The following is a 13,760-nucleotide window of genomic DNA, read 5'->3' as shown; positions in this document are numbered from 1 at the left end:
TGAATGTTCAACTGAGGTTGTCACGGTTGGATTGAATGTTCAATACCCTTATGCTGCGCCTGTGAGCGACGACACCCCATGGCTCTCCGCCGACGAGTTGCAGGCCTGGCTGCATCTGGCCGGGGTGCTGACGGCGCTGCCCGCGACGATCGACGCCCAGCTCAAGCGGGACGCGTGCGTCAACTTCTTCGAGTACTCGATCCTGTCCGGCCTGTCCGTGCGCCCCGGCCGGGCCATGCAGATGGCCGTCCTCGCGCAGCTGGCGAACGGCTCGCCGTCCCGGCTGTCACACGCCGTGAGCCGCCTGGAGAGGGCCGGCTGGGTGGAACGCCGGCAGTGCCCCGGCGACCCCCGCGCGGTCGAGGCGGTGCTCACCGACGCGGGGATGGCGAGAGTCGCCCGGATCGCCCCGGCCCACGTCCGCGAGGTGCGGCGCACCGTGGTCGACGTGCTCACCGCCGAGGAGCTGGACCAGCTTCGCAACACCTGCCAGAAACTGCTGACCGTCACCGCCCCGGAGGTCCTGGAGACCATCGACGAGAACCGCCGATAGCTCCGCGGGCGGCGGCGGTCACCGGTATTCGGGGTTGGCGAAGTCGAAGCGGCAGCCGGCGTCCCACTCGCTGCGCTGGTTGCCGTGTGCGGGGATGCCGCCGGCGTCCCTGAGCATCCGGGCGAGGTGCAGCAGGTTCCAGGTCATGAACGTGGTGTTGCGGTTGGTGAAGTCGTTGTCGGGGCCGCCCGAGCCCGGGTCCAGGTAGGACGGGCCGGGGCCGGCCTCGCCGATCCAGCCGGCGTCGGCCTGCGGCGGGATCGTGTACCCGATGTGTTGCAGGCTGTAGAGCACGTTCTGGGCGCAGTGCTTGACACCGTCCTCGTTGCCGGTGATGAGGCAGCCGCCGACCCGGCCGTAGTACGCATACTGCCCGGCGTCGTTCAGCTCGCTCGAACAGGCGTAGAGCCGCTCGATGATCTGTTTCGTGATCGAGGAGTTGTCGCCGAGCCAGATCGGTCCCGCGATGACGAGGATGTCGGCGGGGCGCACCAGGTCCCGGTAGATCGCGGGCCACTCGTCGGTGGCCCAGCCGTGTTCGGTCATGTCCGGCCAGACGCCGGTGGCGATGTCGTGGTCGACCGCCCGGATGACGTCGACGGTGACGCCCTGTCTGCGCATGATGCCGGCGCTGACCTCGATCAGCCCACCGGTGTGGGTGAGTTCTGGGGAGCGCTTGAGCGTGCAGTTGACGAACAGGGCGCGAAGGTCGTCGTAGCGGGTCCCGGTCATGGTGTCGGTCTCCTCAGTCGGTGAGCTGTGCGGCGCCGAAGGACACCCGGAACCGCGCGCACCAGATCGAGACGCTGCGGTAGGCGGAGAGGTCCACGCCGGCCGGTATCGGGTAGTTCTGGCTGCCCTTGTTGCCTTTGAGCGCACCGAGGTCGACATGCCGTCCGTCGTCGAAGACGTACCAGCCGTCCCTGCCGGCCAGGACCGGCGCGTCGGTCAGCCAGACCTTCAGCGCCGGGCCGTTGCTGGTGTCGAGGTCCTCGATGCGCAGGTGTCGCGAGCCGTCGGGTCCCCGCACGACCCGCACGGTGCCGGTGGTGTCGTGCTCGTGGCTCACGAACGTGCCCCGCGCGATCGTCACGGGCCCGGCCGTGGCTCGTGGACCGGCGCTCGCCGTGCCGGCGGCATCCGCGACTGCGGCGGGTGGCGGCTCGTCGACGGTTTCGTCGACCCAGAGCTTCCACGGCTGGAACAGCGGCAGGGCCACCGCGACGACGGCCACACCGGCGGTGAGCACGAGCCAGGCGACCCGGCGCCGGGCCCGCGTGGCTACCAGGTACTTGAACATGTCGGGAGGCCTCCACTCGACGCGTCAGCGTTGCACGGAACCGCGGGGGTGCTTCGCACCCGTTGTCCGGGTCGGCCACCGGGGCACTCAGGCCGGCGCGGCCGGTAGGCGTACCACGAAGCGGCATCCGCTCCGGGTGTTGTGTGCGTGCACCTGGCCGCCGTGCGCCTCCACGAGCCCGCGGACGATGGCGAGGCCGAGGCCGCCACCGGCCGTGCCGCCGGCGGACTGCGGGGTGCGTGCGCGTTCGCCGCGGAACGCCACGTCGAAGATGCGGGGCAGGTCGGCCTCGGGGATGCCGCCGCACGAGTCCGAGACGGCCAGCCAGGCGTCGCCGTGGTCCGCACCGGCGGTGATCTGCACGGTGCCGTCGGCCGGGGTGTACCGCACCGAGTTGACAAGCAGGTTCGCCACGACCCGGGACAGTTCCGGCTCGCTGCCGGTCACGACGGGCCAGCCCGATTCGGCGGCGACGACCCGGACGCGACGGCTGGCGGCGAGCGGGGCGGTGGTGGCGATGGCGTCGGAGACGATGTCGGCGAGCGGCACGCTCGACAGGGCGAGCCTCAGCGCGCCGGCGTTGATCCGCGACAGCTCGAACAGGTCGTCGACGAGCCGGCTCATCCGGTCGGTCTCGGTCCGGATCCGCCGGTGGTACTCGGCGACGGTCCTCGGGTCGTCGACGACGTTGTCCTCCAGCGCCTCCGCCATGGCCCGTAGTCCGGCCAGCGGGGTGCGCAGGTCGTGGGAGACCCACGCGACGAGATCCCGCCGGCCGGCCTCCAGGCGCCGCTCGGTGGCGCGGGCCTCGGCGGCCCACACCGCGGCGGAGGCGAGGCGGCGGCCGAAGACCGCGCCGACGCCGAGGCTGACCAGCGCGGCGGCGGCGACGGTCAGCAGGACCACCTGGAGGTCGTGCGCGGACAGGAACATCGCCCAGGCCACCGTCGCGACACCGGCGACGACGGCGACCACGGTGACGGCGAGCAGGACGCAGATGTGTACGGCGATCGACCGCCGGCGCAGCAGCCGCAGCACCAGCGCACCGACGGCGCCGACGGCGGCGCCCGCGATCAGCGCGTACAGACCGATGAGCAGCAGGTCGGTCATCGGGACGGCTCGTAGGTGTAGCCGACGCCCCAGGCGGTGAGCAGGCGGCGCGGGGTGGCGGGATCCGGTTCGATCTTCTCGCGCAGGCGCCGGACGTGGACGGTGACGGTGGACTGGTCGCCGAACTGCCAGCCCCACACGCGGTCCAGCAGCTCGGCACGGGACCACGCCCTGGCGGGGTTGCGGAGCAGGAAGACGAGCAGGTCGAACTCGCGGACGGTCAGGGCGAGCGGCGCACCGCCCCGGCGCGCGATCCGGCGACCGGTGTCGACGACCAGATCACCGTCGGTGAGCACCGCCGGTTCGCCCGAGGCGGCGGGGGCGGCCCGGCGCAGGACCGAGCGGATGCGCAGGACCAGCTCGCGGGGCGAGAACGGCTTGGTGACGTAGTCGTCGGCGCCGACCTCGAGGCCGGCGACCCGGTCGGCCTCCTCGCCGAGCGCGGTGAGCATGACGACGGGCAGGTCGGGCAGGCTACCCCGAAGTCGCCGGCAGACCTCGAGGCCGTCGATGCCGGGCATCATGAGGTCGAGGACGACGAGGTCGGGTACCTCCTCGGCGACGGCGGCGAGGGCGTCCGTGCCGTCGGAGGCCAGCCGTACCCGGCAGCCGTCCTGTTCCAGGTAGCGGCGGACGACGTCACTGACGGTCGGGTCGTCGTCGACAACGAGTATGCGATGTGCCACCCGACCACGCTACCGATCCCGGGCCGGTGAAGATCTTTCCAGGTGCTTACGGGTACGGCCGGAGCGGCGCCGGACGGCGACGGCGACGGCGGTCGTCACCCAGATGATCGTGTAGACGACGATCAGTCCACGTCCGTAGTGCAGCGGCAGGATGGACGGGTTGTCGGGGACCCGGCCGCGGCCCAGGACCAGCGGGAGCGCCACGACGGTGACGGCGAGGCTGATCACCGCGGCGACCCGGACGGGTGTGCGCAGCCGGGACGGGACGATCCTGCCGATCAGGACGCCGGCACCGATGGACAGCGGCAGCAGGAGCCCGTCATGAGCCACGAGGACGGCGACGAGGAAGATCAGCACACCGCCCTTGACGTCGTCGTCGGCGAGGGCGCCGCTCACCGCGTACGCCATGATGAGCGCGCCGGATCCGATGAGCGCGCGCCGGACGGTTTTCACGCGGTGATCCGGGCGGTGATCCGGGCGACCCATTTGGTTTGCAGCACGCCGGGGCGGTTCGGGGCGATCAGGCGGGCCGGGTAGCCGTGGTCGGGATGCAGGACCTCCCCGCCGAGTCGCAGCGCGATGAGCGTGTAAGGGTCCCGGAGGTGCGGGGGCGGCACGGTCGTGGCCCGGTATCGGCCGCGGGCCTCGAGGGACTCGACGTATGCCTCGGCGTTCTCGGGGTCGGCGCCCACGAGGGCCACCAGGTCCCGCAGCCGGACGCCGCTCCACGTACCGGTGGAGCTCCAGCCCTCGACGCAGGCGATCGGCAGGACGACGGTGTGCTGCGGCAGCGCGGCCAGCTCGGCCAGGTCGAGACTCACCGTTCGCGCGGGCCCGGTGACGGTCAGCCGGTAGCCGGGGTCGAACGCCGCGTCACGCACTCCCGCACCGGCCGCCGTCCTGTTGACCGGCAGGCGCTGTGGGCCGGTGCCGGGTCGTCGCGGTGCGAGGACGGCGACGGGTGCGAGCGGGGCGACGGTCTGTCCGATGGTGGCAAGGGTGATGACGCCGGCCGCCGCGCCGACGGTGCCGAGCAGCCCGCGCCGGGTGAGTGCGCCGGGCTGTGCCAGGTCGGGGGTGGCCCGGGTGAGTGCCTGGCGGATGATCGGGAGTTTGACGCCGACGTGGGTGATCAGGGCGCCGATGGCCAGCCATGCCGACCAGTAGTGGCCGGCGGTGAAGAAGAACGGCATCGGGGCGTACCAGCGGGCGATGTTGAGGATGCCGCTGATCAGCTGGAAGAGCGCGGCGGCGACGAGGGCGGCGACGGCCGCGCGTTCGATGGCGTGTGCGAGGTCGCGGGCGGGCGGCCAGGCGAACAGGCGCGGGTAGACCGACCAGAGTTTCGCGCCGAGCAGCGGCACCGAGGCCAGGCCGGTCGCGACGTGCAGGCCCTGGGTGACCCGGTAGAGGCCGACCGGCCGGGACGGCCACCAGAACCAGTCGGGTGGGCGCTGGATGAGGTGGCTGATCAGCCCGGTGACGAAACAGGTGGTGAACGCGACGGCGAGGGCGACACCGAGCAGGCCGGTCAGGCGCGGCGAGCGCAGTGTGCGGCTCAGGCCGGGGTCAGCGTCGCGAACCATCGGTCCGCCTCCGTCCATTCGGCAAGGACACGCAGCGCGCTCGCGTCCGTGGTCGCCGCCAGGTCGTCCGCCGCCAGCTGGGCCCAGCGGAACGGCGCGCCGGGGCGTCCGGTCCCGTCGTGGAGCCGGGCGTCGCCGGCCCAGCTACGGGTGCCGGGCCGGGCCAGCTCGACGTGCAGCCGGCCGTCGGCGGCGAGCAGGTCGCGGCAGCGGCGCAGCAGTGCCCCGGGGTCGCCGCCGATGCCGATGTTGCCGTCGGCGAGCAGCAGGTGCCGCCACCGGCCGCGCCCCGGTAGCGGACCGAAGACGTCGCGGCGCAGCGCGACGGCGCCTCGGGCGCGGGCGATGCGGACGGCCGCGGCGCTGACGTCGATCCCCAGCGCCGGGTGGCCGAGCCGGTTGAGCGCGCCGGTCAGCCGTCCGGGGCCGCACCCGACGTCCAGGGTCGGCCCGGCACAGCGGGCCAGCAGTCTCCGGTCGCCCGGCAGGTGCCCGCGGCACCAGGTGGCGGGATCGACCGGGTGGCTGGTGCCACGGTCGTCGGTGATCGTCAGCGCGGCGGGAAGTCCCGCGCCGGCCCGGGTCATCACCGCGTCGAAGACGGCCAGGGCGTCCGGGGCGGACGTGGTGGTGGTCATGGCGTGGCTATCGGGGACATCAGGGCGGTCACGGTGAGCGCGAATCGGCTGCCCGCGCCGCAGAGCGCGGTGACGGCATGGGCGTCCGCGGCGGTGTCCACGTCGCGCAGCGTCGGCAGCTCCGCGACCCGAAGCCCGCGGGCCCGCAGGGCGGCCAGGGTGAGCGCACCGGTGTCCGGGGTGGACATCGGCACGTCGCGCACCGCCTGCCCGTGGCAGGGGTCGCGTAGTCCCAGCGCCCACCAGCCGCCGTCCTCGGCGAGCCCGAGCACCGCATCGGCGTCGTCGTGGTCGAGCCGCCGGACGGCGGCGGCGAGCAGCCCGGGGCTGACCTGCGGGGTGTCCATGCCGATCAGCAGGCTTGCCACACCGGCGGTGCCCGTGTCGGCATAGGCGTTGGCGAGGCGTTCGCCGAGCGTCGTTCCTCGCTGAGGCGTCCTGTTCCAGCCGGGCGGTGCCGGGTGGTCGCCCTCGACGACCAGGCGGCGTTGCACGCCCGGGGTAGCGGTGACGGCGGCCAGGGTGTCCGCGAGCGCGGCGGCGGCGATCCCGGCGGCCTGTTCCGGCGTGCACGGCGGGCAGAGGCGGGTCTTGACCCGGCCCGCGACCGGCGTCTTGGCCATGACCAGCACCTGCGTGCTCATCGGCCCAGCACCGCGCTCATGTCGCGGATCGCCCGGGCGGTGCCGCGCACCGATCCGGTGACCTTCGACTTCGTACCGGCGGTCCTCGGCCGGTACGCGACGTCGACCTCGGTGACCGTCCAGCCCGCGCGGGCCGCGGCGATCAGCAGTTCGAGCGGGTAGCCGAAGCGGCGGTCCAACAGGTCGAGGGCGAGCAGGTCCTCGCGCCGTGCGGCACGCATCGGCCCGATGTCGTGCACCCGCAGGCCGGTGGTGCGGCGCAGCCGGTGTGCGAGCACGGCGTTGCCGAGGCGGGCGTGTGGCGGCCAGGCCCCGCGGCCGACCGGCCGGCGCCGGCCCACCGCCAGGTGTGCGGTGCCCGCGCGGACCGGGTCGGCGACCGACGGCAGCTCGGAGGGGTCGAACGAGCCGTCGGCGTCCATGACGCAGACCACCCCGTCGAGCGGGTCGGCGGCGACGATGCCGGCGTGCACCGCGGCGCCGTAACCGGGCCGCGGCACGGTCACGACCCGGGCGCCGAGGCCGCGCGCCACGTCGGCCGAGCCGTCGGTGGAGCCGTTGTCGGCGACGATCGGCCGGTATCCGGCGGGCATCCGCGCCAGCAGCCAGGTCAGTGCGGGAGCTTCGTTGAGGCAGGGCAGAACGACATCGGTCACGACCGGAAACGTATCCATGGCAGAGGGCCCGGCAGCGGCGGTTCGGCCTTACGGAGTGCTTACGTGCGGGAGGTTATTACCGTCCGCTGACATGCTTCGCCGATCGGCGACGGTGGCGCCGCGCCGTGCCTAGGGTCGGCCCGTGACCCACGTACTCGTGACCGGCGGCGCCGGTTTCATCGGCACCCACGTGACCTCCGCCCTCAAGGACGCCGGGCACCAGGTCAGCGTCCTCGACATCGGCCATCCCGCCGCACACACCGCCCCGCCGCCGGACACCGTCCACGGTGCTCCGGTGCACCGGGCCGATGTCCGGGACCGGGCCGCGGTCGCCGACGCGCTGCGCGGCGTCGAGGCGGTCGTGCACCAGGCGGCCATGGTCGGCATGGGCGTCGACCTCGACGATCTGCCGGAGTACGTCGGCTGCAACGATCTCGGCACCGCCGTGCTGCTCGCCGAGATGGCCCGGGCCGGTGTGCACCGACTCGTGCTGGCCAGCTCGATGGTCGTGTACGGCGAAGGCACGTACTCCTGCCCCGTACACGGCCCGGCCCGCCCGGCCGCGCGCGCCGTCGCCGATCTCACCGCCGGCCGGTTCGAGCCGGCCTGTCCGTCGTGCGGACTCCCGCTGGCCTCGGTGCCGGTGGACGAGGACGCCCCGCTCGACCCGCGCAGCGTGTACGCGGCCACCAAGCTCGCACAGGAGCACCTGAGCGCGGCCTGGGCCCGGCAGTGCGGCGGATCGGTCGTCGCCCTGCGCTACCACAACGTCTACGGGCCCGGGATGCCACGCGACACCCCGTACAGCGGGGTTGCCGCGATCTTCCGCTCGGCGCTGGAGGCCGGCCGCGCGCCACGGGTCTTCGAGGACGGCGCGCAGCGGCGCGACTTCGTCCACGTCAGCGATGTGGCGCGGGCCAACGTCGCCGCCCTGTACGCCACCGGCCGCGATGCCGGGCCGGGGCTGCGGGCGTACAACGTGGCGTCGGGACGGCCCGCGACGGTGGGTGAGATGGCGACGGCGCTGGCCCGGGCGGTCGACGGCCCGCGGCCCGTGGTCACCGGCGAGTTCCGGCTCGGCGACGTGCGCCACGTGGTCGCCTCCCCCGCCCGGGCCACGGCCGAGCTGGGTTTCCGCGCCGAGGTCGATCTGGAGACCGGGGTGATCGGGTTCGCGCACGCGGCGCTGCGCGGATGACGGGGATCGGCGAGCTCCGGCGGTCGGCGCGCGCCGACCTCGTCACGGGCGGGTGCGCCCTCGGTCTGATCGCCATGGCGTCCGTGGTGGGCGCCGCCCTGTACCTCGCGGGTCATCCGGTGCGCGCCACGTCGGCGCCCTTCACCGCCGTCTGGCTGCCGCACGCCGGCCCGGGCACACCGCTCGCGCTCGCCGTGGCGGGGCTGGTGGTGTGGCACGGTCAGCGGCTCGCGGGCGTGCTGAGCTGGCGGCGGCTGATGGTCTCCGGGTACGGGACGGCGGTTGCGTGGATCCTCTCGCTCGCACTGGTGGACGGCTGGCAACGCGGGCTCGCGGGGCGTCTCGTCACCGAGGACGAGTACCTGATTGAGGTGGGCGGGGTCGCCGACGTTCCCGCCATGATGCGCGGGTTCGCCGGACGGATTCTCGACTTCCAGCCGGATTCGTGGACCACGCACGTGTCCGGCCACCCGCCCGGCGCCCTGCTCGTCTTCGTCGGCCTCGACCGCGCCGGCCTCGGCGGTGGTGCGTGGGCCGCCCTGGTGTGCGTCGCGGTCGGTGCGTCGATCGCGGTGGCGGTGCCGGTGACGATCCGGGCTCTCGGCGATGAGGACGCCGCCCGCGCGGCGGTGCCGTTCCTGGTGCTGTTCCCCGGCGCGATATGGATCGGGGTCTCCGCCGACGGTCTGTTCGCGGGAGTCACCGCGACGGGCGTGGCGTTGCTGGCGGTGGCCCTGACCCGCGGGCGGGTCCGCACCGGCATGGCCGCCGGGGCGCTGCTGGTTCTCGGCCTGTACCTGTCCTACGGGCTGACACTGATCGTGGTTCCCGCGCTCGCGGTGGTGTTCCTGGCACGGCGCACCGGTTCCCCGGCGTGGCGCGTCATCGGCGCGGCCGCCGGCGCCGGGGCGGCGGTCGTGGTGGCGTTCACGCTCGCCGGCTTCTGGTGGTTCGACGGGTACCGGCTCGTCGTCGTGCGGTATTACCAGGGCATCGCGAGCGACCGGCCCTACGCGTACTGGGTATGGGCGGACCTCGCGCTCGTCGTCGCCTGCGCCGGACCGGCCGCCGCGGTGATCCTGCGGCGAGCCGTGGTCCGGGCATTGCCGCGCCGTCCGCGGAGGTCGCCCGGTCTCGAACCGGTCGTGCTGCTTCCCCTCGCCGGCCTCGTCGCGATCCTGGCGGCCGACCTGTCCGGGCTCAGCAAGGCCGAGGTGGAGCGGATCTGGCTGCCTTTCGCGGTCTGGCTGCCGGCGGGTGCCGCGCTGCTCCCGTCGCCGACGCGGCGGGGCTGGCTCCTCGCGCAGGCGACGGTCGCGTTGCTGATCAACCATCTCCTGCTCACCACCTGGTGACCAGATCTTACCGACCCATGACGTGCCGGTCCGAGGCTGATCGTGCCCGGCCGGACGCGCGTACTCCGGGCTGCACCCCCACAGAAGGAGAGCAACTATGACGGCCGGAAGAAGAGCCCGGACAGCACGCATGATCGCCGTAGCGGTGACACTGGCCGCCACCGGCGCGGCGACCGTCTACTTCGTCTCCAGCGGCGGAAAGGGCGAGGCCTCCGCCGCGACGAGCCTCGCGGACTACGTGCCCATCGCGAAGGTCGCCCCGAACGTGGTGACACCCCGAGCCCGGCGTGGCGCCTCGACCGGGACGTTCATCGTGGACTGCGGCACCAACCGAAACGGCAAGTTCAGCCCCGACAACCCCGTCGCGCAGCCGGGCATCAGGAACGGCGCCGAGCACGTACACGACTTCGTCGGCAACCAGGCGATCACCGCCGACACCTCCGACGAGGCCCTCGCCGCCTCCGGCACGACCTGCCGCAACGGCGACAGATCCTCGTACTTCTGGCCGGTCGTCCGGATCGACAAAGCGGTCCGGGCCAACGCCGGCGCCGCACTCGCCACGACCACGCCGACCGTCTCCTGCCCACGGGTGCGCGACCGGCTCCCCGCGGTGCCCGCCCGCCTGCGCGCCGCGATCGACCGCCGGCTCGCCGAGCTGGACCGGGCCGTCGCCGCCGCGAACGACCGGATCGCCGCCGGCAAGGGCCGGATCGACCCGGACCTCAACGACTCGGTGATCGCCCGGCTCCGCGCCGAGCGCGCCACCGCCCTCAAGAAGATCAGCCGCATGCTGAACATCCGGTCGGCCCGGATGGTGTCGCTTGTCGAGTGCGAGGTCAGCTACGACGGCATGCACGCCGGGCACACCACGGCGAGCACCCGCAGCGTGGCCAACCCGTCCGTGCGCTGCCCCTCGGTACGCGACAAGCTGCCCGGCGTACCGGATCAGGCTCTCGCCGAGGTGGACCGCAACCTGGCCGAGCTGGACAGGCAGATCGCCGACGCCGACGAGCGCCTGGTGCGGGCGCCGGGCGACGGCGGCGTGCTCGGCGCGCTGCAAGCGAAACGGACCGCGACGATCGAGCGGATCGTGATCTCCATCGGCCGCGTCGCGCGGCGGCCGGAGGGCCTGGACAGGCTCGCGGCCTGCACTCTGGGCAAGGGCCAGGACGCCGGCAACCAGAACGGCCAGGCGCTCCCCGACCCCAGCGGACCCGACCTGGAGCTGCCCGGCAACACCGGCGGCATCGTGCGCCCGGCCGCCGTGCTGATCGAGTACCGCGGCAACCCCACCGGCAAGGTCAGCGCGATGCCGCGCTTCCTGCGCGCGCTGACCGGTGACGCCAAGCCGACCAGCCGCGGCCCGGCGAACGCCCGCGCCACCTGGACCTGCTCCGGCTTCGCCGACCGGCTGTCGGACAAGTACCCGATCTGCCCGGCCGGCAGCAAGGTCCAGCGCGTGCAGGACTTCCCCGGCTGCTGGAACGGCAAGGACATCGACAGCGACAACCACCGCGCCCACCTCGCCTTCGCCGACCGGTCGACGGGCGCCTGCCCGCAGGGCTTCAAGGCCATCCCGCAGCTGCGGATCACCATCTCCTACGACATCCCGCGGGACGTGCAGGCAAGGGGCCAGTTCGCACTCGACTCGTTCCCCGAGGAGAACCACAACCCGTTCTCCGACCACAACGACTTCATCAACGTCAACTCCGACCGTCAGATGAGGAAGATCACCGCCTGCCTCAACAACGGCAGACGCTGCGCCTGACCAACCGGCCGGGGCGAGAGCTCGCCCCGGCCGCGGTCTGGAACGCGAAGGTGCGGGTGGTGTCCGCGGGAGGGTGCCCAGTCACCGCGGAGGCATGATCTCCAAGTGGTAGGTGTCGATGGCGGTGCCGCCGAAGACGTCGGCCGGTACGCCGCCGAGCAGCCCGGTCATCGCGTCCTTGACCTCGGTGTAGGTGGCCGCCACCTCGAGGACCGGCCAGTCCGAGCCGAACATGAGCCGGCCGGTGCCGAACAGGTCGACCGCGGTGTCGACGTACGGCTTGAGGTCGGCCGGGGTCCAGGTCGCCCAGTCCGCCTCGGCGACCAGGCCGGACAGCTTGGCGATCACGTTCGGCCGGGCGGCGACCGGCGCGATCAGCTCGCGCCACCGCCGGACCGCGCCGGCCGCGATCTCCGGCTTGCCGAGGTGGTCGAGGACGAACGTGGACCCCGGCAGCGCGGCGGCGGCCCGCGCCACCGACGGCAGTTGCGTGCAGCGCACCACCAGCTCGTTCACCAGCCCGGCAGCGGCCACCGTGGCCAGGCCGGCACGCACGCCGGGCCGGTCGAGGAAGTCGTCCGGCTCGGCCTGCACCTGGTCCCGGATGCCGACGAGCAGGTGGCCGCCGGGGCCGGAACGGTAGCCGGCGATCGTCGCGGCCAGGTCCGGATCCTGTAGGCCGGCCCAGCCGACCACGCCGGCGATCTCCGGAGTGTCCTGCGCGATCTTCAGGAACAGCCGGGTCTCGGCGGCGTCGCACCGGCCCGCCTCGACCAGCACCGTGCGATCGACGCCCGCGGCGCCGATGGCCGCGCGCAGGTCGTCCACCGTGTAGTCGCGCCGGATCCGGGTCAGCGAGGGCGTCTGCAACCACGGGTAGTCGGCGGTCCACAGGTGCTGGTGCGCATCGATGATCATGCAATGAGTCCTTCCGAGCGGAGATCGGACCAGAGCGTGCCGGGTACGGGCGCCGCGGCCATCCGCACGGCGTCCTCGACCTCGGCGGGCGTGCGGGCGCCGACCAGCACGCAGCTCACCGCCGGGTGCGTCAGCGGGAACTGGATCGCGGCGGCGCGCAGCGCGACGCCGTGCCGCCGGCACACCTCCCGCAGCAGCAGCGCCCGCTCGACCAGCCGCGGATCGGCGGGCGCGTAGTCGAACCGGGCGCCCGGCCGCGGATCGGCGAGCAGCCCCGAGTTGAACACTCCCCCGGCGATGACCGAGACGCCGCGGTCGGCGCAGAGCGGTAGCAGCGCCTCCGCGCCCGACTGGTCCAGCAGCGTGAACCGCCCGGCCAGCAGCACCGCGTCCAGCTCGCCGGTGCGCACCAGGTCGGCGAGCATCCCGGCCTGGTTCATCCCGGCCGACACGACGTCGATCCGGCCCTGGTCGCGCAGCTCGGCCAGCGCCGGGAGCGCCTCGCGCACGGCCTGGCCGAAATGCAGGTCCGGGTCGTGCAGATGCAGGACCTCGGCGCGGCCCAGGCCGAGACGATCAAGACTTTCCTCGTACGACCGGAGCACGCCCCCGCCGCTGAAGTCGAAGACCGGCGTCACGTCGGTCGGCTCGGCCCAGATGTCCTGGCTGTCCGCGCCGCCCGGCCTCAGCAGCCGGCCCACCTTGGTGGAGAGCACGAGCTCGTTGCGCGGCTTGCTCGCCAGCACCGGACCGGCCCGCCGTTCGGCCAGCCCGTTGCCGTAGAGCGGCGCCACGTCGAAGTACCGGATGCCCAGCCGCCAGGCATGCTCGACGGTGTCCCGGGCCGCATCGGCGCCGACCGGGGTGAACAGCCCGCCGAGCGGGGCGAGACCCAGCCCCAGCCGGGTCACGTGCACGTTCGTGCGGCCGAGCCGGACACGCTCGACAGGGTTCACGGCGCGGCCACCCCGCCCTCGGCGTGGATCAGCCGGATGATCCGCCGGCTCATCCGCGGATAGTCGTGGTCGTTGTCCAGCTCTCCGACGACGCGCTCCGCCGCGAGCGCGGTCGCCGCCGGCTCCAGGATCCGGCGCACCTCGAGGAACTGCAGAACCGTGTCGTCGCGATGGAAGTCCACCACGAAGCTCAGCGCATCCAGCAGCACACCGGGATCAAGGCTCGTCACAAAGGTGCCGTCATCATGTTCTTGATCTTCCCGATCGCATCGTCGGTGAGCGCCACGCGTCTTCTCCTGTCGATGCGATCGAACGGGCCCCACCGACCCTACTCAGCTGCCGCCGTATGACCTGGGTCGCAACCTCAGCAAGATCCGAGCGACGCTACCGAT

16 protein-coding genes are annotated in these 13,760 nt (G+C 73.2%); 4 read left to right on the top strand and 12 right to left on the bottom strand.

Features of this window, described 5'->3' with window-relative positions:
• The first annotated feature begins 61 nt into the window (after positions 1-61).
• The gene (locus tag BJ971_RS10510; protein WP_203709046.1) at positions 62-553 is read left to right on the top strand and encodes a MarR family winged helix-turn-helix transcriptional regulator; all 492 of its coding nucleotides are present in this window, start codon (positions 62-64) and stop codon (positions 551-553) included.
• Between the two features lie 18 nt (positions 554-571).
• Here the strand turns inward: BJ971_RS10510 and BJ971_RS10505 are convergent, their stop codons facing one another.
• The 9 genes from BJ971_RS10505 to BJ971_RS10465 all read right to left on the bottom strand — a co-directional run bounded on the left by BJ971_RS10505 (position 572) and on the right by BJ971_RS10465 (position 7,191).
• The gene (locus BJ971_RS10505; protein ID WP_184992000.1) at positions 572-1,285 is read right to left on the bottom strand and encodes a flavodoxin family protein; all 714 of its coding nucleotides are present in this window, start codon (positions 1,283-1,285) and stop codon (positions 572-574) included.
• A gap of 13 nt (positions 1,286-1,298) precedes the next feature.
• A complete protein-coding gene (locus BJ971_RS10500; RefSeq protein WP_184991998.1) occupies positions 1,299-1,853 on the bottom strand; it encodes a DM13 domain-containing protein in 555 nt (184 codons plus the stop codon).
• An 87-nt stretch (positions 1,854-1,940) separates the two neighbouring features.
• Positions 1,941-2,963, bottom strand: a complete 1,023-nt coding sequence (locus BJ971_RS10495) for a sensor histidine kinase (protein ID WP_184991996.1) — start codon at positions 2,961-2,963, stop codon at positions 1,941-1,943.
• Positions 2,960-3,649, bottom strand: coding sequence for a response regulator transcription factor (locus BJ971_RS10490; protein ID WP_184991994.1), 690 nt, complete (start codon positions 3,647-3,649; stop codon positions 2,960-2,962). Before BJ971_RS10490 ends, BJ971_RS10495 begins: the two co-directional genes overlap by 4 nt.
• Before the next feature lie 9 nt (positions 3,650-3,658).
• Complete coding sequence (locus BJ971_RS10485; protein ID WP_184991992.1) at positions 3,659-4,102, bottom strand: hypothetical protein; 444 nt, start codon at positions 4,100-4,102, stop codon at positions 3,659-3,661.
• Positions 4,099-5,235, bottom strand: coding sequence for a molybdopterin-dependent oxidoreductase (locus BJ971_RS10480; protein WP_184991990.1), 1,137 nt, complete (start codon positions 5,233-5,235; stop codon positions 4,099-4,101). The genes BJ971_RS10485 and BJ971_RS10480 overlap by 4 nt, the downstream gene beginning before the upstream one ends.
• Positions 5,208-5,873 (bottom strand): methyltransferase domain-containing protein, encoded by a 666-nt coding sequence (locus BJ971_RS10475; RefSeq protein ID WP_184991988.1) that lies wholly within the window; start codon positions 5,871-5,873, stop codon positions 5,208-5,210. The genes BJ971_RS10480 and BJ971_RS10475 overlap by 28 nt, the downstream gene beginning before the upstream one ends.
• Positions 5,870-6,517, bottom strand: a complete 648-nt coding sequence (locus BJ971_RS10470; RefSeq protein WP_184991986.1) for a TIGR04282 family arsenosugar biosynthesis glycosyltransferase — start codon at positions 6,515-6,517, stop codon at positions 5,870-5,872. The genes BJ971_RS10475 and BJ971_RS10470 overlap by 4 nt, the downstream gene beginning before the upstream one ends.
• Positions 6,514-7,191 carry a glycosyltransferase family 2 protein gene (locus BJ971_RS10465; RefSeq protein WP_203709045.1) on the bottom strand — a complete coding sequence of 226 codons (678 nt, stop codon included), beginning with the start codon at positions 7,189-7,191 and terminating at the stop codon, positions 6,514-6,516. Before BJ971_RS10465 ends, BJ971_RS10470 begins: the two co-directional genes overlap by 4 nt.
• Positions 7,192-7,315: 124 nt before the next feature.
• Here BJ971_RS10465 and BJ971_RS10460 point away from each other — a divergent pair, with 124 nt between their 5' ends.
• The 3 genes from BJ971_RS10460 to BJ971_RS10450 all read left to right on the top strand — a co-directional run bounded on the left by BJ971_RS10460 (position 7,316) and on the right by BJ971_RS10450 (position 11,494).
• Positions 7,316-8,371: an NAD-dependent epimerase/dehydratase family protein gene (locus BJ971_RS10460; protein WP_239087089.1), complete on the top strand. Its 1,056-nt coding sequence runs from the start codon at positions 7,316-7,318 to the stop codon at positions 8,369-8,371.
• On the top strand, positions 8,368-9,726 hold the full coding sequence (locus BJ971_RS10455) for a hypothetical protein (RefSeq protein ID WP_184991983.1): 1,359 nt from the start codon (positions 8,368-8,370) through the stop codon (positions 9,724-9,726). Before BJ971_RS10460 ends, BJ971_RS10455 begins: the two co-directional genes overlap by 4 nt.
• A gap of 130 nt (positions 9,727-9,856) precedes the next feature.
• On the top strand, positions 9,857-11,494 hold the full coding sequence (locus BJ971_RS10450; protein ID WP_239087088.1) for a DUF1996 domain-containing protein: 1,638 nt from the start codon (positions 9,857-9,859) through the stop codon (positions 11,492-11,494).
• An 81-nt stretch (positions 11,495-11,575) separates the two neighbouring features.
• On the opposite strand, the gene BJ971_RS10445 is transcribed toward BJ971_RS10450, so the two are convergent.
• From BJ971_RS10445 to BJ971_RS41070, 3 genes are read right to left on the bottom strand one after another with little or no spacing between them, the layout of a single operon-like run.
• On the bottom strand, positions 11,576-12,412 hold the full coding sequence (locus BJ971_RS10445) for an amidohydrolase family protein (protein WP_184991981.1): 837 nt from the start codon (positions 12,410-12,412) through the stop codon (positions 11,576-11,578).
• Positions 12,409-13,368 carry an aldo/keto reductase gene (locus BJ971_RS10440; RefSeq protein ID WP_184991980.1) on the bottom strand — a complete coding sequence of 320 codons (960 nt, stop codon included), beginning with the start codon at positions 13,366-13,368 and terminating at the stop codon, positions 12,409-12,411. Before BJ971_RS10440 ends, BJ971_RS10445 begins: the two co-directional genes overlap by 4 nt.
• On the bottom strand, positions 13,365-13,598 hold the full coding sequence (locus BJ971_RS41070; RefSeq protein ID WP_239087087.1) for a hypothetical protein: 234 nt from the start codon (positions 13,596-13,598) through the stop codon (positions 13,365-13,367). The genes BJ971_RS10440 and BJ971_RS41070 overlap by 4 nt, the downstream gene beginning before the upstream one ends.
• Between the last annotated feature and the right edge of the window lie 162 nt (positions 13,599-13,760).

This window comes from Amorphoplanes digitatis (assembly GCF_014205335.1).
In the GTDB taxonomy this organism is placed as follows: domain Bacteria; phylum Actinomycetota; class Actinomycetes; order Mycobacteriales; family Micromonosporaceae; genus Actinoplanes; species Actinoplanes digitatus.
This window is presented reverse-complemented; position numbering and strand designations above follow the sequence as displayed.